The organism is Lentzea sp. NPDC051838 (genome assembly GCF_040681245.1).
In the GTDB taxonomy this organism is placed as follows: domain Bacteria; phylum Actinomycetota; class Actinomycetes; order Mycobacteriales; family Pseudonocardiaceae; genus Lentzea.
Window position 1 is genome coordinate 1 of the sequence record NZ_JBFAYI010000012.1, and the last position, 25,866, is coordinate 25,866.

Consider the following 25,866-nt stretch of genomic DNA (forward strand, 5'->3'; position numbering starts at 1 on the left):
AACTCGACGAAAAGCGTGTCGAGTTGACACCCCTGACCTGGCGCGGCCAACGATCAGCCACGACTCGTGACGGGACCCACCCCACCCAGAGTGTTTGCTAAGGGCAGCTCGGCTTCGCCGTCGCCCAAGCAGCTTGCCTTCGGCTTCGCCAAGGCAGCTCGGCTTCGCCTTCGCCTTCGCTCGGCTTCGCCTTCGCGTGAGATCGCGTACCTGCAGGTTGTGGTCCTTGGGCGTGGGATCAAGACTGACTGCGTTGCCGGGACTACTACGGGGTGAGCGGTGGGCGCGGTTCGGGATGCGGTCGGGCGTGGGCTTTCGCGGTGGCGCGGAGCTGCGTTGCCGATCGTCCAAAGTGCCCTGTCTGCGGGTCTTGCTTGGGTCGTCGCGACCCTCGTGATCGGACACCAGCACCCGTTCTTCGCGCCGATTGCTGCTGTTGTCTGTCTCGGAGTTTCGTTGGGGCAGCGACTGCGGCGGGTTGGTGAGCTCGTTGTCGGTGTCTCGGTCGGTGTGGGCGTGGGGGACGCGCTGATCAGCTGGATCGGGTCCGGGCCGTGGCAGATCGCGCTGGTCGTGGGGCTTGCGATGTCGGCGGCGGTGTTGTTGGACGGTGGGTCGGTCATCGCGTTGCAGGCCGGGAGCAGTGCTGTTCTGGTTGCCACGTTGCTGCCGCCTAGCGCCGGTGGCGGGTTTGATCGGATGATCGACGCGCTGACCGGTGGGCTTGTCGGGCTTGCGGTGGCGGCGTTGCTGCCTGCCAATCCTGTGACGGTGGCTCAGCGGCAGTTGAAGGTGCTTACGAACACCCTTAGCAGTGCGTTGCGGAATCTGGCTGAGGCGCTCACCGAGAAGGACGCGGTCAAGGCGGCTGGGGTGTTGGCTGAGCTGCGCGACAGTCAGACCACGATCGACGACTACAAGTCGGCGCTGCAGACCGGTAGTGAGATTGCGCGGATCGCGCCTATTCGGTGGCGTTCCAAGGACGAGCTCAGCAGGTATCAGACTGCGGCTGGGCCGGTGGACTACGCGATTCGCAACACTCGCGTGCTGGCGCGTCGGACGATGGCGGCGCTCAAGGCCGGTGAGCGGATTCCGGACGGTGTGCCGGAGGTGTTGCAGGACTACGCGAAGGCCGTTGATTGTCTCAAGGGCGAGCTGGAGAAGGGGCGGACGCCGAAAGATACGAGGGAGGCCGTGCGAAACGCCGCGCGGGATCTCACCGCGCGGCGTCTCGGCGGGGACGGGTTCTCGTCCAAGGTCGTGCTGGCTCAGATTCGCAGTGTGGCTGTTGATCTGCTGCAGGCCACGGGACTGAGCCGGGGTGAGGCGATGGAGGCGTTGCCGCCCCTTACCCCTCCGGCCGGTTCAGCAGGCCGAGAAGGAGCGAGTGAACCGGCTCGTGATCGCGAGGATCGGCCAGGACGCACGAACCGCCCGTGATCGCGTACCACTCCTCCGCGCCTTCGTAGCGGACCAGCGCGCGCAGCTTTCCGTCATCGGAGAGCTCCGTGCACAGCTCCAAGTCCCCGGTGACGACGCCGACCTCGTCGGTCATCACGCCACCAGGGCCGGCCACGAAAAGCGAGGAGAGTGTGTTCATCAGCAGGTGTTGAGCATTCCCGTCAGTGCGGTCTTCTCGGAACTCTGCAACGTGAGTCCCCAGTTCTTCTTGGTGCGCACCCACATCTTGGCGTACGTGCAGTAGTAGGACGTCAGCGGAGGCTTCCAGGCCGCCGGGTCCTTGTCGCCCTTGGCCTGGTTCACGTTGTCGGTGACCGCGATGAGCTGCGGGCCGGACACGTCGTTCGCGAAGGCCTGGCGCCGGGACGTCGTCCACGACGCCGCTCCGGACTTCCAGGCCTCCGACAGGGGCACGATGTGGTCGATGTCCACGTCGGAGGCCGCGGTCCACGTTGCGCCGTCGTAGGGCGAGAACCAGCGGCCGGACGTGGCCGCGCACGAGGAGTCCGTCACCACGTTGGTGCCGTCCCGCTTGAGCACGGCCTCGCGGGTGTTGCAGGTGCCCGACTGGGTGATCCAGTGCGGGAACAGGTCGCGTGAATAGCCGGTCGAGGAGCCTTCGCCGGCGACGGTCAGGGTGGCCAGTTCGGACTTCGCGGTTGCGGCGCTGGGGATGTTCGGCGGTGTCGCGAGTGCAGGGGAAACAAAACCAATGGTGAGAGCCAAAGCGGCAACTGAAACACCAATGGTTCGGTTAACTTTTGACATCATCCCGACCTTCCTTGTTGGAAAGTGATCGGGACAACCCTCTGTCACGTTATGGAATTAGGCAATGCTCCTGGGTGACACCCAAGTGAATGACAGGCGCACGGTTACACGCCCCTAACCAGCCTCAAGTCCTCGGTGTGGCGGTACCAGGTCCACTTGTCGACCGGCCGCGGATGCTTGTGACCATCCAAAACGGCTGTGGTGGGCAGGCAGCCGAGCTGGAATGCGCGCGGACGGCTTTCCCGGACGCGGGACCCGAGAAGGCGTTTGTTAACAATTCGCACAACCAGGCCCAAGCCGCCTTCGGGGTCCGGCGTGCATTCGATCCGTGACGCCTGGCCACGCAGTGTGTTGTCCGCGTCGCTGTAACCGACGCCACGAACCGGTGACAGCACGCCGAGACCCATCAGCACGCCGCCGACGTCGTCGCGCACGAACGGAACGGGATCTACGTCACCGTTGAGGGCGATGTCCAACGCGCGTGCCGGGTCGGTCGAAAGGCCCCAGAGCGAGGCAACGGGCGAATCGCCCACGGGCACGTAGCCGAGCGTCACCGAGCCGAGCTTCTCCTTGCGCAGCAACCGAACCCCGACCGCGGCGAGATCGGCGTCGGTACCCACCACGACGAGCCGTTCCGCGTCCAGGTGTTGATCGACGTGGTCCTTGCCGGGGCGGGCGGGAACGACGTGGACGTCGTCACGTTGAGTGATCATTGGCAACTGCGAGTTTCCGCAGGCCAACACGATTCCGTGCACGGTCATCTCCTGGTCTACCCTCGCTTACCGGCGTTCGCTCGAACCAGTCCAAGCGCTTGGAGTTTCACATGCCGGCCGTCGTGCTGATCGGTGCCCAGTGGGGCGATGAGGGCAAGGGCAAGGCCACCGACATCCTCGGTGAGCGTGTCCAGTGGATCGTCCGCTACCAGGGCGGCAACAACGCGGGTCACACCGTTGTCCTCCCGGACGGCCAGAAGTTCGCCCTGCACCTCATCCCGTCCGGCATCCTCACGCCCGGTGTGAAGAACGTCATCGGCAACGGTGTCGTGGTCGACCCCGGCGTGCTGCTCGAGGAGCTCGCGGGCCTGGAGGAGAAGGGCGTCGACACCAGCGGCCTGCTGATCTCGTCGGACGCGCACTTGATCATGCCGTACCACGTGGCCATCGACAAGGTGACCGAGCGCTACCTGGGCAAGGCGAAGATCGGCACGACCGGGCGCGGCATCGGCCCCGCCTACCAGGACAAGCTCGCCCGCGTCGGCGTGCGCGTGCAGGACCTGCTGGACGAGAAGATCCTGCGGCAGAAGGTCGAAGCCGCCCTGGACTTCAAGAACCAGGTGCTGGTCAAGGTCTACAACCGCAAGGCGCTCGACCCCGACCAGGTCGTCGACCAGGTGCTGGAGCGCGGTCAGCACTTCGTGCACCGCATCGCGGACACCCGCCTGCTGCTCAACCAGGCGCTGGACCGCGACGAGATCGTGGTGCTGGAGGGCTCGCAGGGCACGCTGCTCGACGTCGACCACGGCACCTACCCGTTCGTCACGTCGTCGAACCCCACGAGTGGTGGCGCGACCGTCGGCTCCGGTGTGGGCCCGACCCGCATCAGCACGGTGATCGGCATCCTGAAGGCCTACACGACCCGCGTCGGCTCCGGTCCGTTCCCGACCGAGCTCAACGACGACCAGGGCGAGTACCTGCGCAAGCAGGGCGGCGAGTTCGGCGTCACCACGGGGCGCAGCAGGCGCACCGGCTGGTTCGACGCCGTGATCGCCCGCTACGCCTCGCGCGTCAACGGCATCACCGACTACTTCCTCACCAAGCTGGACGTGTTGTCCGGCCTGGAGAAGGTCCCGGTCTGCGTCGCGTACGAAGTGGACGGTCGCCGCGTCGACGAGATGCCGATGACGCAGACCGACGTGCACCACGCCGTGCCGGTGTACGAGGAGCTGCCGGGCTGGTTCGAGGACATCTCGCACTGCCGTACGTTCGACGAGCTCCCGGCCAACGCCAAGGCCTACGTCGAGTACCTGGAGAGCATCATCGGTGCCCGCGTCTCGGCGATCGGCGTCGGCCCCGGCCGCGACCAGACGATCGTCCGCCACGACGTCCTGGGCTAGGTCACTGAAGGGCCGTGATCAGCTCCGCCAGCTGGCCGCGGCCCTTGATCAGTTCCCGGGCCATGGTGCCGTCGTCCTTCACCAGGCCGTGGATGGCGTCAGCGCACGCCTGGGAGCCTTTGTGCAGCGACTGCATGGTCTCCGTCCACTTCGCACCGATCGCGGCGTCGGGCGGCGGTGAGAACGGCTCTCCGGTGAGCTGAGCCAGCGCCACGCAGGTGGGCTCGAGGGCGGCGTCGTTGTCCGGAGTCGCCTGGGCCCACAGCGCCTCGTTCGCCCGCTCCACGGTCGCCAGCCGCTCCAGGCCGCCGTCCCTCTTCCAGATGCGCATCGCCTGCGCGGGATCCACGGGCTCGGGAGTTGTCGTCGTGGTCACCGGAGTTGTCGTCGTGGTGCTCGTGGGAGCCGGTGCCAGCAGTGGTGTGGCGGCCGGAGCCTTCGGCCACCACGACGCCACGGCGACCGAGAAGACCGCGAGCCCGATCAGCCCCCACGGTCGTCCCCGACGTTCGGTGCGGCCCACCGCGTACAGGCTTCCGGCGAGCGCCGCGAGCGTGCCGAACAACGGCAGCACCTGGTGCGGGCGCGTGGCGAGGACGCTGTCGACCTCGGCGTTGCCTTGCAGGTGGGTCAGCCAGATCACCCCGGTCCCGGCCAGCCCGATCAGCCAAGCCACGAGCAACGCGCCGATGCGGTCCACCCACCGGGATGCCACGAACACGACGACGAACTGCACGACCACCACCGCGACGATCTGCCAGGCCGTGACGACCAACGGGTCCGTCCAGCTGTCGAGCGACGCGACCACGAACGTCACGAGCACGCTTCCCAGGGCGCCGGCGGCCAGCGCGGGCTTGGGGAACTCGCGGCGCAGCACCAGCGGCACAAGCCAGACGAGTACGAGCGCCACGACGGTCAGCACTCGGTTGAAGTTCAGCAGGAAGGGGACCATCACAACGTCCACAACGGACTGGTTCAGGGCCGGATCGATGTGGTTGCGCCACGTCGCACCCGCGTACCGGGCCTCGGGAAACCAGCCCAGCAGCGTGAACGTGACCACGCCGGTCGACAGACCGAGATACCAAGCGTGCCAACGGGTGCGCACGAGCGTCGCGCTGTACCCGGCCCACACCGTCACCAACGTGGCCGTGCCGACGAGAGCCAGCGCGGCGATCGCGCTGGGCAGCGTGACGGGGTCGAAGTTGTAGGCTTCCAGCCGTTCGCCGAGCACGATTCCGAGCCCGACGGCGAGACCTGGCAACGCGAACACCCCGCGCCTGGCCCCGAATGCCGCGCCACGCCAGGCGATCAGCCCGATCAGCGCGGTGATCGCGACCGCCCAGCCGATCCGCAGGACGAGGAACGACTCGTTGCCGGCGCGGTACCAGGTCAGCGCGTGCAGTCCGGCGCGCAGATGCCACCACGCGAGCTGCAACGCGAGCGTGCAGCCCAGCACCTCCCAGAAACCCGGCCGCAGCAACGAGTCCGGGTCGCGCATCGCCGCGGACCTGGAGCTCGGCGCCGGATGCAGACCGAACCAGCGGCGCAACCAGCCGGAGGGCTCCAGCACGCGGTACGGCTCCGCGGACCCGGCCCAGCGCGCCACGACCACGTCAGCGTGCTGTTCCCGCGCTCTCAGCACCGCGACGCGAGCGAGGAACACCAGCGCCACCAACGCTCCGAGCCTCGCCACCAGACCGCCGGTGCCGATACCGGACAGCATGAACAGCACGAACAGCACGAGCAGGTACGGCACCAGCACCGCGACCACGAACGCCCGCCACAGCGCGAGAGTCGCGTACGTCGTGGTGATGTCGGACCGAACGTGCGCCAGTTCGTGCCGCACGATGGCGCGAAAGGTCGCCTCGTCGGTTCGGTGCAGGGCGAGCATGCCGACGTTCAGCACGACGTACTTGTGCCGGTGGTTGCCGAACGCCGCACCACCGGCGCGCACGTTGGTCGGGTCGAGCAGGAACGTCGGGGGTGAGAGACCGGCCATTGCGGAGAGGGCGTCGTGCAGCTCTTCCGGTACGGGCACGAGCTTTCGTCTGCGGATGCGCCACCAGGGGCTCGCGACGTAGATCAGCAGGCTGACCGCGAAGAGCAGCAAGAACCCGCCGGAGAGCCACAGCGCGTGCGGAACGACGAGCTCCGCCATGCACGCCCGGTAGGCGGCCCATTTCGACTCGTCAGGATCGACGAAGTACGAGAAGGTCAGGTAGAGCCCGGTGGTGGTCTGGCAGTGCTCGTCGTCGAGGTTCATGCCCGAGTAGTGGCCGAAGACGAACAACGTGGTCGCGATCGTCAGCAGCACGAGCGACGCGAACCTGAGCGTGGTGCCGGAAGGCACCCTCGATCTCTCCCCCTCGTTCATGTCCGAATGGTGAGTGGTGGATCCGGTGCTGTCACTCGGCCATTGGGATGTAAACCACCGGATCCCGATTATCTCGATGTCCGACTCGTTTTCACGATTTGGGCGTCGTTGACTCACGTCGTGGGCTCGCCTGTACTTCGGCCGTGGCCCTTTCACTTGCGGGAAAACGGACGCTGCCCCAGCGTTTACCGCTGCGCTGGCTCAGCCCGGCAGCGCTGGTTCTGCTGTGGCAAGTGGCCAGCTCAACGGGGCTGCTGTCGCCGGACAAACTCGCCTCTCCGCTCACCGTGCTCGAATCCGCCGGTGAGCTGATCGCGGACGGCCAATTGGGCGAGGCATTCGCGGTCTCGCTCGGGCGCGTTTTCTTCGGATTTCTCATCGGTGGCGTGATCGGCGTTCTTCTGGGTCTCGCGTCGGGCCTTTCCCGGTGGGGAGAGACGTTGCTGGATCCGCCGGTCCAGATGCTGCGGACGCTGCCGCACCTCGGCCTGATTCCGCTGTTCATCCTGTGGTTCGGCATCGGCGAGGAGCCCAAGCTCGCGCTGGTCGCGGCCGGTGTGGCGTTCCCGCTCTACCTCAACCTGCACGCCGGAATCCGGCAGGCCGACCCCGGCCTGGTCGAGGCCGCCCGTGTGCTCGGCTACACCCGGATCGAACGGGTCGTGCACGTCGTGCTGCCGTCCGCCGTGCCGCAAACCCTGGTGGGACTGCGGATCGCGCTCGGCACGGCGTGGCTGTCGCTGATCGTCGGCGAGCAGATCAACGCCGGCTCCGGTCTCGGCTTCCTGATCAACAACGCCCGTGAGTTCCTCCGCACCGACGTCGTGGTCGTCGGCCTCGTGGTCTACGCGCTGCTCGGCCTGACCACCGACGCACTGGTGCGCCTGCTGGAAAGGAGAGTGCTGCGATGGCGAGCCCGGTGATCGTTCGCGGTCTGCGCAAGGCTTTCGGTGCGCGGACCGTGCTGGACGACGTCGACCTGGAGATAGCGCCCGGCGAGTTCGTGGCGCTGCTCGGCCGCAGCGGCTGCGGGAAGTCGACGTTGCTGCGCATCCTCGCGGGCCTGGATCGGGAGATCACCGGAGAGGCACGGGTCTCCGGCGCCGTGTCGATCGCGTTCCAGCAGCCGCGTCTGCTGCCGTGGCGCAAGGTCTGGCGGAACATCGCGCTGGGCCTGCACAGGCCGGACGGGCACGCGGTCGCCCTCAAGGCGCTGGAGGAAGTGCGGCTGCCCGATCACGCCGACGCGTGGCCGCTGACGTTGTCCGGCGGTGAGGCACAACGGGTTTCGCTCGCACGGGCGTTGGTGCGCGAGCCCGACGTGCTGCTGCTGGACGAACCCTTCGGCGCGCTGGATGCGTTGACCAGGCTCGCCATGCACCACCTCGTGGAGGACCTCTGGGCCAAGCACCGGCCCGCCGTGCTGCTCGTGACGCACGACGTCGACGAGGCGTTGCTGTTGGCCGACCGGATCCTCGTGCTCGACGAGGGCCGGATCGTCGCCGCGCACGACGTCGACCTGCCCCGCCCGCGCCGCCGGGCTTCCGTTGTGGAGCAACGCACCCGCGTGCTCGCCGACCTGGGAGTGGATGTTGAAACAGCTGCTTAGCCTGCTCGCTGCGATCTTGTTCACGACCGGGTGTGCGGCGACCGCGCAGGACACTCCGGCGGCCGAGGTCGTGCTCAAGGTCGGCGACCAGAAAGGCGGTGCGAAGTCCGTGCTCACCGCCGCCGGCCTGCTGAACGACTTCCCGTACAAGATCGAGTGGTCGACGTTCACCTCCGGCCCGCCGTTGCTGGAGGCCGCGTCCGCCGGTGCGATCGACGTCGGCGGCGTCGGCAACACACCGCCGATCTTCGCGGCCGCCGCGAACGCCAAGATCGCCGCGGTCGGTGCCTCGCAGGGCCAGGTCGAGGCCGACGCGATCCTCGTTCAGGAGAGCTCGCCGCTCAAGACGGTCGCGGACCTGAAGGGCAAGAACATCGCGGTGGCCAAGGGAAGTTCGGCGCACGGTCAGGTGCTGCTGACGTTGCGCAAGGCAGGGCTCACCACCAAGGACGTCACGCTGAACTTCCTGCAGCCGTCGGACGCCTACAGCGCGTTCACCCAGGGCAAGGTCGACGCGTGGGCCGTCTGGGACCCCTACACCGCGCAGGCGCAGCAGGAGGCCAAAGCCCGCGTGCTCGCCACCGGCGAGGGCCTGTCGAACGGGTACGGCTTCCAGGTCGCGGGCCGCAAGGCGTTGGACGACAAGGGGAAGAACCCCGCGATCAAGGAATACCTGATCCGCTACTACAAGGCGCAGAAGTGGGCCGACACGCACCGCGAGGAGTGGGCGAAGGCCTGGTCCGCGGAGACGGGCCTCAAGTACGAGGTCGCGCTCGCCGCGGTCAACCGCAACGGCGACCAGGCCGTGAAGATCGACGACAGGCTCATCAAGTCCGAGCAGGAGCTCGCGGACGCGTTCACCGAGGACAGGACGTTGCCCGGCAAGGTCGACTTCGCGAAGTTCGTCGACACGAGGTTCCAGGGAGATCTGGCATGAGCGTGACGCTGCACTGGTTCCTGCCGACGTCCGGCGACGGGCGCACGGTCGTGGAGCACTTCCACGCCCAGCGCGCGCCCGCTGCCGGGGCACGTCGTGAGCCGGACATCGACTACCTGGCGCAGATCGCGCGCACGGCCGAGCAGGTCGGGTTCACCGGCGTGCTCACGCCGACCGGCACGTGGTGCGAGGACGCGTGGCTGACCACGGCCGCGTTGATCGCGCAGACCTCGACGCTGAAGTTCCTGGTGGCGTTCCGGCCCGGCGTGCTCTCGCCGACGCTGGCCGCGCAGATGGCCTCGACGTACCAGCGCATTTCGCGCGGCCGGTTGCTGCTGAACGTCGTCACCGGTGGTGATTCCGTTGAGCAGCAACGGTTCGGCGACTGGCTCGACCACGACCAGCGGTACTCGCGCACCGACGAGTTCCTGCAGATCGTGCGCGGAATCTGGACCGGGAAGCCGTACTCGTTCCAGGGCGAGCACTACCAGGTCGAAGGTGCGACCACCCTCGCCGTGCCGGACCCGGTTCCGCCGATCTACTTCGGCGGCTCGTCGGACGCCGCTTTGCCGGTGGCTGCCCGCAACGCCGACGTGTACCTGACGTGGGGCGAGCCGCCGGAGGACGTGGCGGCGAAGATCGCGCGGGTCCGTGCGTTGACGGACAGGCCGATCCGGTTCGGCATCAGGCTGCACACGATCAGCCGGGACACGTCGGTGGAAGCGTGGGCGGCGGCCGCGAAGCTGCTCGACGCGCTGGACCCGGCAGCCGTGGCGAAGGCGCAGGAACAGCTGCGGGCTTCGGAATCCGTTGGCCAGCAACGAATGGTGGCGCTGCACGGCGGCGACCTCAGCCGTGGTGTCCGCGGCCTGGAGATCTACCCGAACCTGTGGGCGGGTATCGGGCTCGTGCGTGGTGGCGCGGGCACCGCACTCGTCGGCTCACACGAGGAAGTCGCCGACCTGATCGAGGAGTACCACTCCATCGGCATCAGCGAGTTCGTCCTCTCCGGCTACCCGCACCTGGAAGAGGCATACTGGTTCGGCGAGGGTGTGCGGCCCTTGTTGCAGCAGAGAGGTCTGCTCGACAAGGACCGCACGCTCGTCCTCAGCGCTTGACCTTGGCTTCGATGGCCGTGTCGGGGTTGTCCGCGAACACGCCGTCGAGCCCGGTCTTGTAGAACAGCTCGTACTCCTCGAAGGCCCGGCCGTACGCGGCCGGGTCGACCGAGGACCGGAAGTCCGCGGGCAGGAACGAGTTCTCGTTGCGGAACGTCCACGAGTGCACGATCAGACCGACCTTGTGGGCGTCCTTGACGACGGTGGTCGGCTGCTTGAGGAAGCCGGCCGCGTCGCGCGGGATGATCAGGTCCTTGGTGAGGCCGACGCCGTCCGCGTACGAACGCACCTCGCGCAGACCGGCCGGCGTGACCAGGTCGGCGTAGGTCCGCTTGTCACCGGCGACGATGAAGTCGTACGGCGCACCGGAACCGTTGACCAGCTGGACCAGCGGCACGCGCAGCTGCTTGTTGAGCTGCTTGAGGTTCGCGACCTCGAACGACTGCACGTAGACCTTGGCGCTGCTGCGGTTGAGACCGTTGCGGTTCAGCGTGTCGACGAGCTTCGGCTCCAGCGCGAGACCGATCGACTGGAAGTACGTCGGGTGCTTGGTCTCGGGGTAGATGCCGATCTCACGGTGCAGCTCGCGGGACAGGCGCTTGGAGAGGTCGATGACCTCCTGGAACGTCGGGATCTCGAAGCGGCCGTCGTAGAGCGTGTTGCGCGGTCGGATCGCCGGGATGCGTTCCTTGGCGCGCAACGTCTTCAGCTCGGCGAGCGTGAAGTCCTCGGTGAACCAGCCGGTGACCGGCACGCCGTCGATGACCTTGGTCTTCTGGCGGTCCTTGAACTGCGGCAGGGTGCTGACGTTGCTCGTGCCGCCGATCTCGTTCTCGTGCCTGGCGACCAGCTTGCCGTCCTTGGTCGAGACCAGGTCCGGTTCGATGAAGTCGGCACCCATGCGGGCGGCGAGCTCGTAGGACGCGAGCGTGTGCTCGGGCCGGTACGCCGACGCGCCGCGGTGCCCGATGACGATCGGGCCCTTGTCGTCGTGCGCCGAAGCGGACGGCAGGGTTGCCACAACCGCGCCCGCGAGCACGAGCACGACGGCGGCGAGACCTCTCCGGTACATCCTTCGACCTCCCCTTTTGTGGTTGAGAGCGCACCCAAGCATCGCAATGCGAAGAGCAGGTGAACTCCTCATTCACGGGAGAGAGCGGCTTCCTCCAGGTCGAGTTCACGCAGCACCCGGAACAGGACCTCGTCGTCGATCTCCCCCGCGTCGCGCGCCTTGATGAACTCGTCACGCTCCGCGCTCAGCATGGCTCGGCGCAACCTCCGATAGGCGGCTGCGGGGCTTTCCTCCTCCTGGCGGCCAAGCCGTTCCCACGCCGCGTTGCCCCGGTGTTCGGCCAACGACCGCAGCTGGTCCGCGACGTGCTCGGGAACGTCGGCGATCTCCTCGTCCAGCCTCGTCACCGCGGCCTGCGCGGCCCGGTGCTGGACCTGCGCCTCGGCCAGCGCGTCCTTGCGCGCGTCGTCGCCCTCGAAGCCGATCTTGTTGATCACCCACGGCAACGTCGTGCCCTGCAACAGCAGTGTCGCGACCGTCACCACGAAGGCGCAGAACAGGATGACTTCCCGTCCCGGAACCTCGACCGGAATCGCGGCGGCTGCGGCGAGCGTCACCACACCGCGCATGCCCGCCCACGCGATCACCGTCACCTGGCCCAGGTGCGGAGGGCGCTCCTCGCGTTCCCGCTTCTTCGGGAAGATCATCCGGGGCAGGTAGGTGGCGGGGTACATCCAGACGAACCGCGCGAGGATCGTCGCCAGCAGCACGGCACCCGCGCCCAGCAGCAGGCTGGTGTTCAGGTCGACGTCGGCGATGATCGCCGACACCTGCAGCCCGATGAGCGCGAAGACGAACGACTCCAGCAGCACGTCCGCCGAACGCCACACGGCCGCGTCCTGCAGACGGGTCGAGTAGGTGCCGCGTGGCGAGTGGTGACCGACGTAGAGGCCGGCCACGACGACCGCGAGCACGCCGGAGAACTGGATGTCGAACGCGTGCAGCCCCTCTTCGGCGAGGAGGTAGGCCCCGAACGGCACGAGCAGCCCCAGCGCGCTTTCCAGCACGCCCTCGCAGAGCCGCTTGCGCAGGAAGCGGACCGCCACGCCGACCACCAGCCCGACCGCGATACCGCCCACCGTGACCAGCACGAACATGCCCACGCCGACGATCGGGTGCATGGCCGCGCCGACCGTGGCCGCCACCGCGACCTTGAACGCGGTCAGCGCCGTGGCGTCGTTGATCAGGCTCTCGCCGACCAGCAACGTCATCGCCTTGCGCTGCAGGCCGAGCTTGCGCCCGATCGCTACCGCCGCGACGGCGTCCGGTGGCGCCACGACCGCTCCGAGTACGAGCGCGGCGGCGAACGGGAGGTCCGGGAAGACGAGCTTCGCCGTTACGCCCACCGCGAACGTCGTGAACAGCACCAGCCCGACCGCGAGCAGCCCGATCGGCCGCAGGTTCGCGCGGATGTTGAGGTACGAGCTGTCCAGCGCGGCGCTGTAGAGCAACGGCGGCAACACCAGGACCAGGATCAAATGCGGATCCAGCTCGAACTCCGGCACGCCCGGTATGAACGAGACGACGAGTCCGACGGCGACCAGCACCAGCGGCGCCGACCAGTTCAGGCGGCGCGCGATGGACGTGACGATCAGCGCCCCGAGGAGCAGCAGCAGGAGTTCAGGCCCGACCATGCGCATATTCTGCGTAAAACTGGACGGCATGACCTGTTCGCACGTGGGAGCGCTGCCCCTTTCGGTGGCGCCCGAGTCGACCGAGGGCTGCGTCGACTGTCTTGCTCTGGGTGAGCGCAACTGGGCTCACCTGCGGATGTGCCTCTCCTGCGGGCACGTGGCGTGCTGCGACTCGAGCCCTCACCGGCACGCGACCGCGCACTTCCGCTCGTCCCAGCATCCGGTCATGCGCTCGTTCGAGCCGGGCGAGGACTGGCGCTGGTGCTATGTGGACAGTGCCATCGTGTGACCCGCTGCCAGAGTCTTTGCACTTCCTTTGGATTGATGGTCTGCCGGATGTGACCCGCGCCACCGTACGTTCGCTGCGTGGCCAACCCGGACCTCGCCCGCATCGTCGCGGAGCATGACGAAGAGATGCCGTCGCGCGCGCTCTCGCCTCGCTGGGAGCGCGCGCTGTGGGTTGCTGGGCTCCTGATCTCGTTCCTGGTGCTCAAGCAGGTGTTCTTCCCGTTCGCCAAGGGAAGCCAGTACTACCTGATCATCTTCCTGGCGGTCACGCTGCCGCTGGTGTTCCTCGCGTACGGCCGCGGTCACACGCCGCCGTGGTGGGACTGGGTGCTGTCGGCGCTGGCCTTCGTGGCGGCGTCCTATCCGCTGTTCGGCGGCTACGACGCGTTCCTCGACCGGCAGGGGCAGCTGACGTCGTTGGACGTGGCCGCCGGTGCCGTGTTGCTGGTGCTGATCCTGGAGGCGTGCCGGCGCACGACCGGATGGGTGCTTCCGGTGGTGTGCCTGGCGTTCATCGCCTACGCCTACTACGGCGGGTTCCTGCCGCCGTCGTGGTCGATCGCGCACTCGGGCATCGACTTCGCGCAGATCATCAACGCGTTCTTCAACGACGGCAGCGGGTTCTACGGGACGCCTTTGGACGTCGCGGCGACCTACATCGTGCTGTTCACGATCTACGGTTCGGTGCTGAACGCCTCTGGTGCCGGGAAGTTCTTCGTCGACATCAGCTTCGCGGCATTCCGGAAGTCGCGGACCGCGCCCGGACGCACGGCGGCGACGGCCGGTTTTCTCCTGGGAACCGTGTCGGGGTCTGGCACGGCGACGACGGTGTCGTTGGGTGCCGTGACGTGGCCGATGCTGCAGAAAGCCGGGTATCCCAAGGAGAACGCGGGTGGGCTGCTCGCGGCGTCCGGTATCGGGGCGATCCTGTCGCCGCCGACGCTGGGCGCGGCGGCGTTCATCATCGCGGAGTACCTGGAGGTGTCGTACCTGTCGGTGCTGATCTGGGCGATCATCCCGACGTTGCTCTACTACCTGGGCATCGCGCTCGCGGTCGAGGCCGACGCACGGAGGTTCGGCGCGCGGCCGGTGGACGTGGACGCGCCTCGGTTCTGGAGCGTGCTGAAGCTCGGCTGGTACCACTTCCTGTCGCTGGGAATCATCATCGTGTTCCTGGCGCTGGGCATTCCCGTCTACAAGGCCGTCGTGTACGCGACCGGTGTGGCGGCGTTGTTCGCCTTGTTCAACCACCGGCGTGAGTGGTTGCGGTTGATGGCCGACGCGTTGTCCGTCGGCGTGCGTTCGGCGTTCCCGGTGATCGCGGTGTGCGCGGCGGCGGGCGTGATCACGTCGACGATCACGAAAACCGGGCTGGGGCAAGCGCTTGCGGGTTCGCTGGTGGATCTCGCGTCGGCGCTGACGTCCGAGCCCGCGGTCGTTTTGATGCTGACGGCGGTGCTCGCGGCGATCGCGGTGTCCGTGCTTGGGCTCGCGGTGCCCGTGACGGCGTCGTTCATCATCTCGTGGGTCGTGATCGGCCCCGCGCTGACGACGCTCGGGGTCGAGCCCGCCGAGGCCGCGATGTTCATCTTCTACTACGCGGTGCTGTCCGAGGTGACGCCGCCGACCGCGCTGGCCGCCGTGGCCGCTGCCGCGCTGACCGGCGGCGACGTCATGAAGACGATGTGGCAGACGTGGAAGTACACGCTGCCCGCGTTCCTCGTGCCGCTGGCCTTCGTGCTGACGAACGAAGGCTCCGCGCTGTTGCTGCGCGGACCGTTGCTCGACTCGGTGTGGGCGTTCGGGGCATCCGCTCTGGGGGTGGCGGCTCTGGCCGTGCTGACCGGCGGCTGGCTCTTCGGTCCCGCCCGGCTGCCGGAGCGGTTGCTCTGCGTCCCGGCGGCGCTGTTCCTGCTTTACCTGCAGCCGTTGACGATCGGCATCGGGATCGGGTTCCTGGTGCTGGCCGTCGCGGTCCACGTGGTGACCCGGAGGAGGGTTCGTGATGCTGCGTAAGTACGCGATCGGTGCGATCGCGCTGGCGTTGGCGGTGTCTGGCTGTGGTGGCAAGCGAACACCGACGACGCCGAACGCGTCCGGTGGCGACGCGCCGTGCGAGGCGTCCGAGGGGCGGGTCACGATCGCGACCGGCAACTCCGGTGGCGTGTACTTCGTGCTCGGCGGCGGCCTGGCCAAGGTGATCAGCGACAACACCAAGCTGAAGGCGTCGGCGTCGGAGACCGGCGCTTCGGTGCAGAACATCCAGCAGCTCTCCGACGGCACGTACGACATCGCGTTCTCGCTCGCGGACACGGCGGCGGACGCGGTGAACGGCAAGGGCGCGTTCGAGGGCAAGCCGCAGAAGGTCTCGGCGCTGTCGCGGATCTACCCGAACTACACGCAGGTGCTGGTCAGGACCGATTCCGGGATCAACTCCATCGCCGACATGAAGGGCAAGCGGATCTCCACCGGCTCGCCCAAGTCGGGCACCGAGGTGATCGCGGGCAGGCTGCTGAAGACGGCGGGTCTCAACATCGACTCGGACGTCGCGGCCCAGCGTCTGGACCTCACCAAGACCGCGGACGGGATGAAGGACGGCAGCATCGACGGCCTGATCTGGTCCGGCGGCTTGCCGACACCGCAGATCACCGACATCTCGACCTCCCTCAAGGGCAAGGTGAAGCTGATCGACATCACACCGCAGCTGGACAAGATGAAGGAGATCAGCAAGGTGTACGACACCGCGCCGATCCCCGCGGCCACCTACGGGCTCGCCGAGACGCCCACGATCGTCGTGCCGAACCTGCTGCTCGTGAAGGACGACTTCCCGGTGTCCAACGCGTGCGCCCTGACCAAGCTGCTCTTCAACAAGAAGGCCGACCTGGAGAAGGTGCACCCGGCCGCGAAGGACATCACGATGGACAAGGCACGCGACTCCGACCCCGTCCCGCTGCACCCTGGAGCGAAGCAGGCGCTCGGCTGAACTACGCTGGGGCATCGTGCGCGTCCTGGTCATCGGGTCTGGAGCCCGTGAGCATGCCCTTGTCCTCGCGTTGTCGCGCGACCCGCAGCTGACTGCTTTGGCGTGCGCGCCTGGCAACGCAGGCATCGCCGGTCACGCCGAGATCTACGGCGTGGACGTCGCAGATGCTTCGGCGGTCGCCGCTCTCGCGAAGGAGTGGAAGGCCGACCTCGTCGTCATCGGCCCCGAACAACCGCTGGTCGTCGGGGCCGCTGACGCGGTCCGCGCGCTCGGCATCCCGTGCTTCGGGCCTTCTCGGGCGGCTGCCCGGATCGAGGGCTCCAAGGCGTTCGCCAAGGACGTCATGAACGCGGCGGGCGTGCCGACGGCCCACAGCGAGGTCGTGGACAACCCGGCGCGCCTGGATGCCGCTCTGGGGCGCTTCGGGCCGACGTGGGTCGTGAAGGACGACGGCCTGGCCGCGGGCAAGGGCGTCGTGGTGACGTCGGACCTGGCTTTGGCGCGTGCCCACGCGATGACGTTGCTCGACGGCGGCCACCCGGTGCTGCTGGAGTCGTTCCTGGACGGTCCCGAGGTGTCGCTGTTCTGCGTCACCGACGGTGTGTCCGTCGTGCCGCTGATCCCGGCGCAGGACTTCAAGCGCGTGGGTGACGGAGACCACGGCCCGAACACCGGCGGCATGGGTGCGTACGCGCCCCTGCCGTGGGCGCCAGAGGGTCTCGTATCTGAAATTGTTTCACGTTGCGTGCAGCCGGTCGTGGACGAGCTGCGCGCGCGGGACACCCCGTTCGTCGGCCTGCTGTACGCGGGTCTGGCGTTGACTTCGTCCGGCGTGCAGGTGATCGAGTTCAACTGCCGCTTCGGCGACCCGGAGACGCAGTCGGTTCTCGCGTTGTTGAAGTCGCCGATCTCTTCCTTGTTCCTGGCCGCGTCGACGGATTCGCTGTCGTCGCTGCCCGCGCTGGAGTGGGAGAACGGCTACGCGGTGACCGTCGTCGTGGCCGCGGAGGGCTACCCGAACCGGCCGCGCACGGGCGACGTGATCTCCGGCTCCGAGGCCGACGGCGTCCTGCACGCGGGTACCCGTCGTCGTGAGGACGGCGCGGTGGTCTCCGCCGGCGGCCGCGTGCTGTCGGTCGTGGGCACCGGCAAGTCGCTGTCGAAGGCCCGCGAGCGCGCCTACAAGCGCGTCGCGGACATCCACCTCACCGGCTCGCACCACCGTTCGGACATCGCGTTGAAGGCAGTCGACGGCCAGATCACCGTGCCGTGAGCCTGCTCGGCTCGCTGCTCGGTGGTGCGGTCGGCGACGCTCTGGGCGCGCCGATCGAGTTCTCGTCGATCGACGTGATCCGTCGTGCGCATGGTGACTCCGGACTTGTCGATCTCCCGGCTCTGGAGATCACCGACGACACCCAGATGACGCTGTTCACGTTGGAAGGCCTGCTTTTGGCGCGTCAGCACGGCCTGGACCCGTTGCTGACCGTGCGGGCCGCCTACGCACGCTGGCTGCACACGCAGGGCGGCCCGCTGGTCGCCTCCGACGGTTGGTTGATGTCCGACCAACGCCTGCACTCCCGTCGCGCCCCAGGCCACACGTGCATCACTGCCTTGAAGCACAACGAGAAGAACAACTCCAAGGGCTGCGGCGGCGTGATGCGCGCCGCCCCGTGCGCCGTGTGGTCCACCGACGTCCGCGAGATTTTCTCGCTCGCCGTCGGCACGGCACAGATGACCCACCACCACCCGAGCGGCTATCTGTCCGCGGGCGTGCTGGCGGTGATCGTGCAGGAGTTGTTGCGCGGCAACGACTTGCTCTCGTCCGTTGCTGTGGCGCGTGCGGAACTGGTCCGCTGGGAGGGCCACGAGGAGCAGACCACGTTGCTGGACAAGGTGGTCGGCCTCGGTTCGCTGACGCCCGAGGAGATCGAGTCCTCGCTGGGCGGCGGCTGGGTGGGCGAGGAGGCCCTGGCCATCGGCCTACACGCCGCCCTGGTGGCGCCGGACTTTCCTACTGCACTTCGTGTCGCTGTGAACCACTCAGGCGACTCGGACTCCACCGGCTCGATCTGCGGCAACATCCTGGGCGCCCGCGACGGCGTGTCCGTGATTCCTTCTTCGTGGCTTTCCGTCCTCGAACTGCGGGACGTGATCGAACGCCTGGCCCTCAGCTGGTGACGGGAATCCAGAGCTCGGCCCTGGCCTTGTCCCCGTCGATCTCGGTCTTGAGCATCGACGGCCCCTCAACACTCTCGTAGCTGTTGGACGGGAACCACTGCGTGTACACGTCCCGCCACATGTACTGAATCGTCTCGGGGTAAGGCCCTTCTGCGGTGAACACAGCCCACGTGTTCTTCGCGATGTCGAGCACTTCCATGTCTTCCGGCACGTCCTTCGTGGTCACGACGCCCTGGAAGTAGTCGAGCTGATCGCCCTCCTCAACCCCTTCCTGGTTGGAGGTCAAGGCGAGCATCCCGCCAGGCTCCCCGTCACCGAGCTCCTTGATCCTGTTCAGCGTCGGCATCCCGATGCCCTTCACGAACTCGACGATCGCGGGGTTCATCCCCAAGTGCACCAACGGCACCCGCGTCCCCCTGCCAACCACCTTGAACGCTTCCTTGTTCACGATCCGGTACTCCATGCTCGTACTCCCTTCGACAACCAACTTGAACGTGAGAATCTGCTGCGACTGCAACGGAGTCTTCTGGCTCCGAGCCTCCTGAGGTCCGACCCCGTGCATGGCCCTGAACGCCCGTGCGAAGGCCTCGTTGGACCCGTACCCCCACCTGACAGCGATGTCGAGCAACGAGTCCTGTCCACTGAGGACCTCATTAGCGGCCTTCGTGAGCCGCCTGCGCCGGATGTACTCGCTGAGCGGCACACCCGCCAGCGCACTGAACATCCGGCGCAGGTGGTACTCACTGGTACCGGCGATCCGCGCGAGCACCTTGACGTCGACCTCGGTGTCGAGATCCTGCTCGATGCGAGCCATGGCTTCGTTGAGTCGTTCCAGCACGTCCCCAACGCTATGGGCTGAGTCGTCGTCCTACCCGACTTCCTGTGCCCTATCCGATCGCCTTCCACACCTCGTCGACGGTCTTCCGCGCGATGCTCGTCACTCACGACCAGCACTGCGGCGGTGACACCACCGCTCCACGAGCACGAGAAACCCCGACAACGACCGCGATGATCAATCCGGCGCGGCTCTTCACAGGCGGTTGTGGCGGAAACCGCTGAAACGGATATGGCTGCTGATACACGTGTTGCGGTGGATAAGGCCGCTGCGGCCCGTGCACGTGCCCCCAGGTGGTCGCGCCCGTTCCTCCCCAAGTCGCGCGGAAGCTACCGGAATCGCCACGCGGCGCCAGCGGAAACGAAACGCAGAGTGACGTGGAACCAACGAGGGGTGGTCTTCGTCCAACCACAGGTACGTCTTACGCGGGCGTTGGTAGCCTGCGAAGCGGGACCGAACCGTTACCAACCGTACGGGGGTAGGACGTCGTGACACAGGAGAGCGCGGGGGCGGATGCCGCTCTCAGTGCCGTCGCAGCCGTGACCGGAGGTGCGGTGGGGGCCGCGATCAGCGCGTTCCACTCGGCATCGAACTTTCTGGACGGCCTCATGTCGGGCCCGTCCACTCAGAGCTTCCACGTCAACAAGGACAACGTCCTCAAGGCGGGCACGATCATCCAAGACCAGGCCAAGGCGCTCAGGCGCGCACTGGTCTCGGCGCAACACGACCTTCGAGTCTACGTCGACGGGAACTCGGCCGGCGAAGTGAGTGCGAACATCGCAGGCCTGTGGAATCGCCGTCTGACGACCGATGACGATTCCTATACGGGTCGAATTGAGAAGTACGTCGAAAGCCTCGAACACCTGGGTCTGCAGTTGAAGGAATCGGCTAAGCAGTACGGGTTCACCGACGAAGAGATCACTACTGTGTTCGGAAAGACGAAGTGAACAAAGCGTCGCTCAAGATCATCGCTGCAGCATCGTTGCTGTTGGCCGTCGCGGCATGCACGAGCAGTGGGGAGAAGGGCAAGCCCAACCCCACGTCTGGTGCTTCGCCTACGTCGGGTTCGTCAGACTCTGCCGGGGAGCTACCGAAGCGTCCAGCTGACCTGAAGCTCGATGGTGTTGACGCGTGCAAGTTGCTCACCCAAGCGCAGATGGATCAGGTCAGAGTCGCGGAAACAGTGCCGCAAAAGCTTGAGGTGGCAGGCCTCGGAGAAGCGCCTGGCTGCTTTTACGAGAATGGCCTCAAATACACCTATGCGGCCGCTCTGATCACGAACAAGGGTGTGCCCTTCTGGCTCAAGGGTTCCGGAAACGTGGACGCGAAGGTCGTAGATGTGGCGGGATATGGTGCCGCCCAGCTCACGCTCACCGGTACTCAAGGTTTCGACTGCGCTGTTGCGGTCGATGTTGCGGAAGGTCAGCAGCTGCACTTTCTGTATTCGCCTGGCTCGGAGAAGGGCGATTCGCAGGATCAACTGTGCAGCAAGGTCAACAAGGCCGCTGCGCTGGCGGTCGAGACTCTCAAGACCTTGAAGTGAGGGGGAGCTATGTCGGGCGAACAGCTCACTGACTGGAACTTCGACGGTTGGTCCAACCAAAAGCTCGCGGACGAGGTTCAGAAACTCACCGCCGGCAGCGGTGAACTCTCTCGGCAGTTCGCCAAGGCTTCTGATGTTCTCCGGGGTCTGGCCGGCAGCCTGCGCGACGTCGACGACGTGCTGCGCAACCAGTTGAAGACCCTCGGTATCGACTGGGGTGGCGCCGCTGGCGAGCAGGGACAGCAGAAGACCAAGGTCACCTCTGAGGGCTTCGACGATGCCGGCCAGGCGACCGTCGGGAACTCGGATGCGATGGCTCGGCAGGGCGAAAGCACGAGCACGGCCCGCAACAGCTCTCCCAACTCGGAGACTCTGCGCAAAGACTCCGAGACGAACCTGCTCGACAAGGGCGCGAACCTGATCGGCATCGAGACGGACCACGCGGCTGAGGTAGCGGCGACGAACCGCGCTCGGCAGCAGGCCATTGACAGCCTCAGCGGTTACGCCCAGAACAGTCAGAGCGCGATCGACTCGTTCCGGACGCCCAATCCGCCGCCGGACATCGTCGTGACCAGCGGTGCTGTTGCACCGCCCGTCGGACCTCCCGTCGGCCCGCCGCACGTCGGCACCCCCGGCTTCCCAGGCGGACCAGGCTTCACCGGCACCCCGGGCAGCCCCGGTTCGCCGGGTGTCCCGGTTGGACCGACCCCAGGCATCCCCGGCAACACCACGGGCATCCTCCCCGGCACCACCCCAACGCCGCTGGCAGGCGGCCCCGGCTTCCCGAAGCCGTTCCCGTCGGTCCTCCCAGCAGGCCTAGCCGCAGCAGGTGCAGCGGCAACGGGTTTGGCGGCCACCGCGGGTACCGCCAAGGGCGCGCAGGTCGTGGGCGGTGGACGGGGCCCGAGCCAGGCGCCCAAGACGCCGATCGCTCCCACCGGGCCGAAGGGTGCTCCGAGCACCATCGGCGCGGGCAAGGAAGGTCCCGGTGGGGCCGGTGCGAAGGGCGGGCCTGGGGCACTGGGAGCCAAGGGCGGCACGATGACGCCTGGTGGCGCGGCTGGCGTGGGTCCCGAGGGGACCAGGCCCGGGGCAACGCCGGGCAAGGGCGGAACGCCGGGCAAGGGTGCTGGGTCGCTCATGTCTCCCGCGGCCGGTGCGGCCAAGGGTGAGGGCGAGGAGGACGGCGAGCACGTGCGCAAGTACGGCGTCGACTCCGATGATGTGTTCGGCGACGAACGCATGGTGGTGCAGTCCGTCATCGGCGAAGACCCGAAGGACCAGTAATCCCTTGAGCTCACCAGGTTCTGTGGTTTTGTCCACAGTGGAGTTCGCCGTGGTCTGGGAGGCCTTGCGCCTCCCGGCCTCGCACGTCGCGCTCGACACGCGGATTCCCTCCATCACCCACACCGAGAAGGCTGAGGTGGTGAAGCGGGCCTGGGAGTCACTGGAGAGCAGAGGTCTTGCGCACAACGGCCGGGTCGTGCCGGAGTTGGCGGACGGGTTCTCGTTGCTGGCCAACGCGAGCGTGAAGATCGACCTCTGGATCTGGGCCGACCGGCAGATCAGCGGGCTGGCGGCGGCAATTGGTGACGAGGCGATTCTGGCTGTGCAGGATCGCGACGAGATGTGGTTGATCGAGGCGCGCGGGACGGCCCTTGCCGAGGCGGCGGTGTCCGTCGCGGGTGAGATGCCCGCCGGGTTCGGGCGCTCGATCAGCCTGCCGTACGACGAGCTCGTCAAGGCCGCCAAGGACGTTGGCACGGACGCGCAGAGACTTGTCACGATCCTGGAGCGGCAGGGGATGCGGCTCGGCGACGCGCAGGAGCTGGCCGGGATGTTGGACGGGACGTCCACGCGCGGGCAGTTCGGGGTGCAGCGCGACGGGCAGCGCGCCCCGAGAGTTGTTTCCTTCCACGACACGCACAACGGGCGCTATCTCCGGCAGCTCAAGCCCAGCAGTGACGGGCGGCAGTGGTGCACGATCACGCCGGTGGACAACCATCGGCTCGCCGCGGCTGTGTGGGAGCTGTTGCAAGAGGTCTGAGGAACGCCGACGCCCACCCCCGCGTCTCAATCTCGAACAATCACCCGGCCGTGGCGCACAAAACGTCCTAAGGTCGGCGAGGAGACGTTTAGGGGGTAGGCGCGCATGGCTGTCGCGAAGTTCAACACTGAGGCCATGGAACAGTGCCGGACAACCGTGAGCAGCCAGGCCGGGCAATTCGGCGCGATCGGTGACGGCTTTTCCAACCAGTACGGCAATTCGGACATCTTCGGAAAACTCGGCGCTTCTGGATCAATAGCGGGCGCGGTGACGGCGATGGACCAGGCCGGCACGCAGGAGTTCGAGGCCGCCGAGAAGGTGCTGCGCAAGGTCGAGAGCGCGCTCGACGCGATTCAGACCAACGTCACGGACACCGAGGACGCCAACAAGAACTCGTTGAAGGTGGTCTGACGTGAGCGCGATGGACGAGGTCGCGGGGCTGCCCGGTGGGGCTGAGCTGGCCGCGCTCGCTGACAAGATCGAGACCGCGCAACCGCAGGCCGTGCGCGACATCGCCAACCGCTGGAAGCAGGCGGCCGGCAAGTGCGGCGACCAGTCGAACGCCCTGCAGAAGTCGGTGAGCCAGCTCGACGGCGCCTGGGAGGGCAAGTCGGCGGACGGCTTCGTCGCCTACATGGGCAAGGTCACGAAGGCCGCCACGTCGATGACGGACGGGCTCAACGGTGCCGCGGCCGACCTGGAGGCGGCCGCGAACGCGTTGGAGACCGCCAAGACCCAGCTGACGACGATCTGCGAGAACCTGCTGAGCCGCGCGCGCCAGGCCCGCCAGCAGCTGCACGGCCAGCCGCAGGAAGACGTCGACAGCGTCATCAAGGGCTACGCGGCTGAGGCCACGAGCGACGCGAAACCTGTTGTCTCCCAAGCGGAAAGTGCCGTGAACTCCGCCGCCGGCACCCTCAAGGGCCGGCCGGGAGCGCTCGCGCCGAAGTTCTCGTCCATTGAGGACCCGAACACCCAGTCCTTCACGCCCGCACCGGGCAAGCCGATCGAGTGGGCTCCGAGCGCACCGCCGGACGACTCCACCAAGCAGTCCTCTTCGGACACTCCGCCCCAACAGCAGCAGCAACCGTCCCCGAGCCAGCACCAAGGAGGCGGCGGCGGTGGCGGCGGCAGCGAATCCGGCGGAGGCGGCGGTGGAGGTGGCGGCGGCGGAGGCGGCATGGGCCCCAGCGGCGGCCCGCCCTCGGGCAGCCCTCCTCCCGGCAACGTCCAGGAGTGGATCAAAGAGGCCATCAAGATCCTGCAGGCCAACGGCATCCCGGTCACCGACGACAACATCGACGAGATCTGGCGGATCATCGAGAAGGAGTCGAGCGGCAACCCGCACGCCATCAACCTCTGGGACTCGAACTACCAGGCGGGCCACCCGTCCAAGGGCCTGATGCAGTGCATCGACTCCACGTTCAACGCCCACAAGCTGCCCGGCCACGACGACATCTGGAACCCGGTCGACAACATCATCGCCGGCGTCCGGTACACGTTCAGCCGCTACGGCGGCTTCGAAGGCCACCCTGGCCTCAAGGCGATGGCTCAGGGCGGCGGCTACCAGGGGTACTGACCGGCGGTTAGCCTGACGGCATGCTGACCGTGGCCGCCCGCGCCGACGTACCGCCCTTCCACGTCATGGACGTGCTTTCCGCTGCCGCGCAACGGCAGCGGACGCACGGCGACGTGATCCTGCTGGCCGCCGGGCAGCCGTCCAGCCCGGCGCCGGAGCCGGTCCGCAAAGCAGCGGCCAAGGCTCTCCAAGAGCACGCGTTGGGCTACACCGAGCAGCTCGGCATCCCCGAGCTGCGCGGTGCCATCGCCGGGCACTACAAGCGCCAGTACGACCTCGACGTGACCGCGGACGACGTGGTGGTCACGACGGGGTCGTCCGGCGCGTTCACGCTCGCTTACCTCGCGGCGTTCGACGCCGGCGACAAGGTCGCTCTCGCACGGCCCGGCTATCCCGCCTACCGCAACATCCTGAAGGCGCTGGGATGCGAGGTCGTCGAACTGCCGTGCGGCCCGGAAACGCGGTTCCAGCCCACCGTCGACATGCTCACCCCGGACCTCAAGGGTGTGATCGTCGCCAGCCCTGCCAACCCCACCGGGACCGTCGCCGACGTCGAGCCGATCGCCCGGTGGTGCGAGGCCAACGGCGTCCAGCTGGTCAGCGACGAGATCTACCACGGCATCAGCTACGGCGAGCCGCTGCACTGCGCCTGGGAGACCTCGAAGGACGCCATCGTCGTCAACTCCTTCTCGAAGGCGTTCGCGATGACGGGTTGGCGGCTCGGCTGGATGCTGCTGCCGGAACGGCTGAGAAGAGCAGTCGACTGCCTCACCGGCAATTTCACGCTGTGCCCGCCCGCATTGGCGCAATACGCCGCGGTCGAGGCATTCCACCCGGACGCCTACGCGGAAACCGAACAACACCTGAAAAGGTACAAAACCAATCGCGACGTCCTCCTCGAAGGCCTGACGAACCTCGGCATCGACAAGCTCGCACCGGCCGACGGCGCGTTCTACGTCTACGCCGACATCAGGCACCTGACCGACGACTCGATGGCCTTCTCCAAGCGGCTGCTCGACGACACGGGGGTCGCGCTCGTCCCCGGCATCGACTTCGACCCGGTCGACGGGCACCACTTCGTGCGCATGTCCTTCGCCGGTGCAACAAACGACATCGAAGAAGCGTTGTTGCGTCTGAAGGCATGGCTGTAGAAGGGGAGGGCGCCCATGTGGGCGATCATCGGCTGGCTGGTGGCGATCTGGATCGTGCTCGCCGTCGTCGGAGCCGTCGTGAAGGGTCTTTTCTGGCTCGCTGTGATTGGAGGACTACTCCTCGCAGGCACAGCGGCTTACGGTGCGATCAAATCCCGCCGATGACCCTGGTCTAA

25 protein-coding genes are annotated in these 25,866 nt (G+C 67.2%); 19 read left to right on the top strand and 6 right to left on the bottom strand.

The genetic code is table 11. The annotated features are described in order from the left end of the window. The first annotated feature begins 279 nt into the window (after positions 1 to 279). Complete coding sequence (locus tag AB0M24_RS24665) at positions 280 to 1,440, top strand: FUSC family protein (RefSeq protein ID WP_363772170.1); 1,161 nt, start codon at positions 280 to 282, stop codon at positions 1,438 to 1,440. Positions 1,441 to 1,599: 159 nt separating this feature from the next. Here the strand turns inward: AB0M24_RS24665 and AB0M24_RS24670 are convergent, their stop codons facing one another. Together AB0M24_RS24670 and AB0M24_RS24675 are read right to left on the bottom strand one after the other, a co-directional pair. Next, positions 1,600 to 2,229, bottom strand: a complete 630-nt coding sequence (locus tag AB0M24_RS24670; protein ID WP_363772173.1) for an HNH endonuclease family protein — start codon at positions 2,227 to 2,229, stop codon at positions 1,600 to 1,602. Positions 2,230 to 2,333: 104 nt separating this feature from the next. Continuing rightward, on the bottom strand, positions 2,334 to 2,984 hold the full coding sequence (locus AB0M24_RS24675) for a hypothetical protein (protein WP_363772176.1): 651 nt from the start codon (positions 2,982 to 2,984) through the stop codon (positions 2,334 to 2,336). A 68-nt stretch (positions 2,985 to 3,052) separates the two neighbouring features. Here AB0M24_RS24675 and AB0M24_RS24680 point away from each other — a divergent pair, with 68 nt between their 5' ends. Then, positions 3,053 to 4,342 (top strand): adenylosuccinate synthase, encoded by a 1,290-nt coding sequence (locus AB0M24_RS24680; RefSeq protein ID WP_112276682.1) that lies wholly within the window; start codon positions 3,053 to 3,055, stop codon positions 4,340 to 4,342. Between the two features lies 1 nt (position 4,343). Here the strand turns inward: AB0M24_RS24680 and AB0M24_RS24685 are convergent, their stop codons facing one another. Next, positions 4,344 to 6,716 carry a M48 family metalloprotease gene (locus tag AB0M24_RS24685; protein WP_363772180.1) on the bottom strand — a complete coding sequence of 791 codons (2,373 nt, stop codon included), beginning with the start codon at positions 6,714 to 6,716 and terminating at the stop codon, positions 4,344 to 4,346. Positions 6,717 to 6,859: 143 nt separating this feature from the next. Here AB0M24_RS24685 and AB0M24_RS24690 point away from each other — a divergent pair, with 143 nt between their 5' ends. The 4 genes from AB0M24_RS24690 to AB0M24_RS24705 are packed head-to-tail and all read left to right on the top strand — an operon-like array spanning position 6,860 to position 10,380. Continuing rightward, positions 6,860 to 7,639 carry an ABC transporter permease subunit gene (locus tag AB0M24_RS24690; protein ID WP_363772183.1) on the top strand — a complete coding sequence of 260 codons (780 nt, stop codon included), beginning with the start codon at positions 6,860 to 6,862 and terminating at the stop codon, positions 7,637 to 7,639. Beyond that, entirely contained in the window at positions 7,624 to 8,325 is a 702-nt protein-coding gene (locus AB0M24_RS24695; RefSeq protein WP_363772186.1) for an ABC transporter ATP-binding protein, read from the top strand. The genes AB0M24_RS24690 and AB0M24_RS24695 overlap by 16 nt, the downstream gene beginning before the upstream one ends. Positions 8,326 to 8,338: 13 nt before the next feature. Further along, positions 8,339 to 9,262, top strand: a complete 924-nt coding sequence (locus AB0M24_RS24700) for an ABC transporter substrate-binding protein (RefSeq protein ID WP_363772801.1) — start codon at positions 8,339 to 8,341, stop codon at positions 9,260 to 9,262. Next, positions 9,259 to 10,380 carry an LLM class flavin-dependent oxidoreductase gene (locus AB0M24_RS24705; RefSeq protein ID WP_363772189.1) on the top strand — a complete coding sequence of 374 codons (1,122 nt, stop codon included), beginning with the start codon at positions 9,259 to 9,261 and terminating at the stop codon, positions 10,378 to 10,380. The genes AB0M24_RS24700 and AB0M24_RS24705 overlap by 4 nt, the downstream gene beginning before the upstream one ends. On the opposite strand, the gene AB0M24_RS24710 is transcribed toward AB0M24_RS24705, so the two are convergent. After that, a complete protein-coding gene (locus tag AB0M24_RS24710; protein WP_363772192.1) occupies positions 10,370 to 11,452 on the bottom strand; it encodes a glycerophosphodiester phosphodiesterase in 1,083 nt (360 codons plus the stop codon). The genes AB0M24_RS24705 and AB0M24_RS24710 overlap by 11 nt on opposite strands. Positions 11,453 to 11,520: 68 nt before the next feature. Then, a complete protein-coding gene (locus tag AB0M24_RS24715; protein WP_363772195.1) occupies positions 11,521 to 13,086 on the bottom strand; it encodes a Na+/H+ antiporter in 1,566 nt (521 codons plus the stop codon). Positions 13,087 to 13,114: 28 nt separating this feature from the next. Between AB0M24_RS24715 and AB0M24_RS24720 the strand changes: the two genes are divergently transcribed. From AB0M24_RS24720 to AB0M24_RS24740, 5 genes are all read left to right on the top strand, one after another. After that, on the top strand, positions 13,115 to 13,375 hold the full coding sequence (locus AB0M24_RS24720; RefSeq protein ID WP_363772198.1) for a UBP-type zinc finger domain-containing protein: 261 nt from the start codon (positions 13,115 to 13,117) through the stop codon (positions 13,373 to 13,375). Positions 13,376 to 13,500: 125 nt separating this feature from the next. Next, positions 13,501 to 15,390 (top strand): TRAP transporter fused permease subunit, encoded by a 1,890-nt coding sequence (locus AB0M24_RS24725; protein WP_363772804.1) that lies wholly within the window; start codon positions 13,501 to 13,503, stop codon positions 15,388 to 15,390. After that, positions 15,380 to 16,357 carry a TAXI family TRAP transporter solute-binding subunit gene (locus AB0M24_RS24730; protein ID WP_363772807.1) on the top strand — a complete coding sequence of 326 codons (978 nt, stop codon included), beginning with the start codon at positions 15,380 to 15,382 and terminating at the stop codon, positions 16,355 to 16,357. The genes AB0M24_RS24725 and AB0M24_RS24730 overlap by 11 nt, the downstream gene beginning before the upstream one ends. A 16-nt stretch (positions 16,358 to 16,373) precedes the next feature. After that, positions 16,374 to 17,630, top strand: a complete 1,257-nt coding sequence (purD, locus tag AB0M24_RS24735; RefSeq protein ID WP_363772201.1) for a phosphoribosylamine--glycine ligase — start codon at positions 16,374 to 16,376, stop codon at positions 17,628 to 17,630. Next, positions 17,627 to 18,535, top strand: coding sequence for an ADP-ribosylglycohydrolase family protein (locus AB0M24_RS24740; protein WP_363772204.1), 909 nt, complete (start codon positions 17,627 to 17,629; stop codon positions 18,533 to 18,535). Before purD ends, AB0M24_RS24740 begins: the two co-directional genes overlap by 4 nt. Here AB0M24_RS24740 and AB0M24_RS24745 read toward each other — a convergent pair. Continuing rightward, positions 18,525 to 19,373: an AraC family transcriptional regulator gene (locus AB0M24_RS24745; protein ID WP_363772207.1), complete on the bottom strand. Its 849-nt coding sequence runs from the start codon at positions 19,371 to 19,373 to the stop codon at positions 18,525 to 18,527. The two genes, AB0M24_RS24740 and AB0M24_RS24745, sit on opposite strands and share 11 nt — an antisense overlap. Positions 19,374 to 19,858: 485 nt before the next feature. Between AB0M24_RS24745 and AB0M24_RS24750 the strand changes: the two genes are divergently transcribed. From AB0M24_RS24750 to AB0M24_RS24785, 8 genes are all read left to right on the top strand, one after another. Then, positions 19,859 to 20,317: a hypothetical protein gene (locus AB0M24_RS24750; RefSeq protein WP_363772210.1), complete on the top strand. Its 459-nt coding sequence runs from the start codon at positions 19,859 to 19,861 to the stop codon at positions 20,315 to 20,317. Then, the gene (locus AB0M24_RS24755) at positions 20,314 to 20,913 is read left to right on the top strand and encodes a DUF3558 domain-containing protein (protein ID WP_363772213.1); all 600 of its coding nucleotides are present in this window, start codon (positions 20,314 to 20,316) and stop codon (positions 20,911 to 20,913) included. Before AB0M24_RS24750 ends, AB0M24_RS24755 begins: the two co-directional genes overlap by 4 nt. 9 nt (positions 20,914 to 20,922) lie before the next feature. Then, on the top strand, positions 20,923 to 22,200 hold the full coding sequence (locus AB0M24_RS24760; protein WP_363772216.1) for a hypothetical protein: 1,278 nt from the start codon (positions 20,923 to 20,925) through the stop codon (positions 22,198 to 22,200). Positions 22,201 to 22,222: 22 nt separating this feature from the next. After that, positions 22,223 to 22,960: an ESX secretion-associated protein EspG gene (locus AB0M24_RS24765; RefSeq protein ID WP_363772219.1), complete on the top strand. Its 738-nt coding sequence runs from the start codon at positions 22,223 to 22,225 to the stop codon at positions 22,958 to 22,960. Positions 22,961 to 23,065: 105 nt separating this feature from the next. Then, positions 23,066 to 23,371, top strand: a complete 306-nt coding sequence (locus AB0M24_RS24770; protein WP_363772222.1) for a hypothetical protein — start codon at positions 23,066 to 23,068, stop codon at positions 23,369 to 23,371. A 10-nt stretch (positions 23,372 to 23,381) separates the two neighbouring features. Beyond that, positions 23,382 to 24,539: a WXG100 family type VII secretion target gene (locus AB0M24_RS24775; RefSeq protein ID WP_363772811.1), complete on the top strand. Its 1,158-nt coding sequence runs from the start codon at positions 23,382 to 23,384 to the stop codon at positions 24,537 to 24,539. A 20-nt stretch (positions 24,540 to 24,559) separates the two neighbouring features. Beyond that, positions 24,560 to 25,690, top strand: coding sequence for a pyridoxal phosphate-dependent aminotransferase (locus tag AB0M24_RS24780; protein ID WP_363772225.1), 1,131 nt, complete (start codon positions 24,560 to 24,562; stop codon positions 25,688 to 25,690). A 15-nt stretch (positions 25,691 to 25,705) separates the two neighbouring features. After that, the gene (locus AB0M24_RS24785; RefSeq protein WP_030465871.1) at positions 25,706 to 25,855 is read left to right on the top strand and encodes a hypothetical protein; all 150 of its coding nucleotides are present in this window, start codon (positions 25,706 to 25,708) and stop codon (positions 25,853 to 25,855) included. The last annotated feature ends 11 nt before the right edge of the window (positions 25,856 to 25,866 follow it).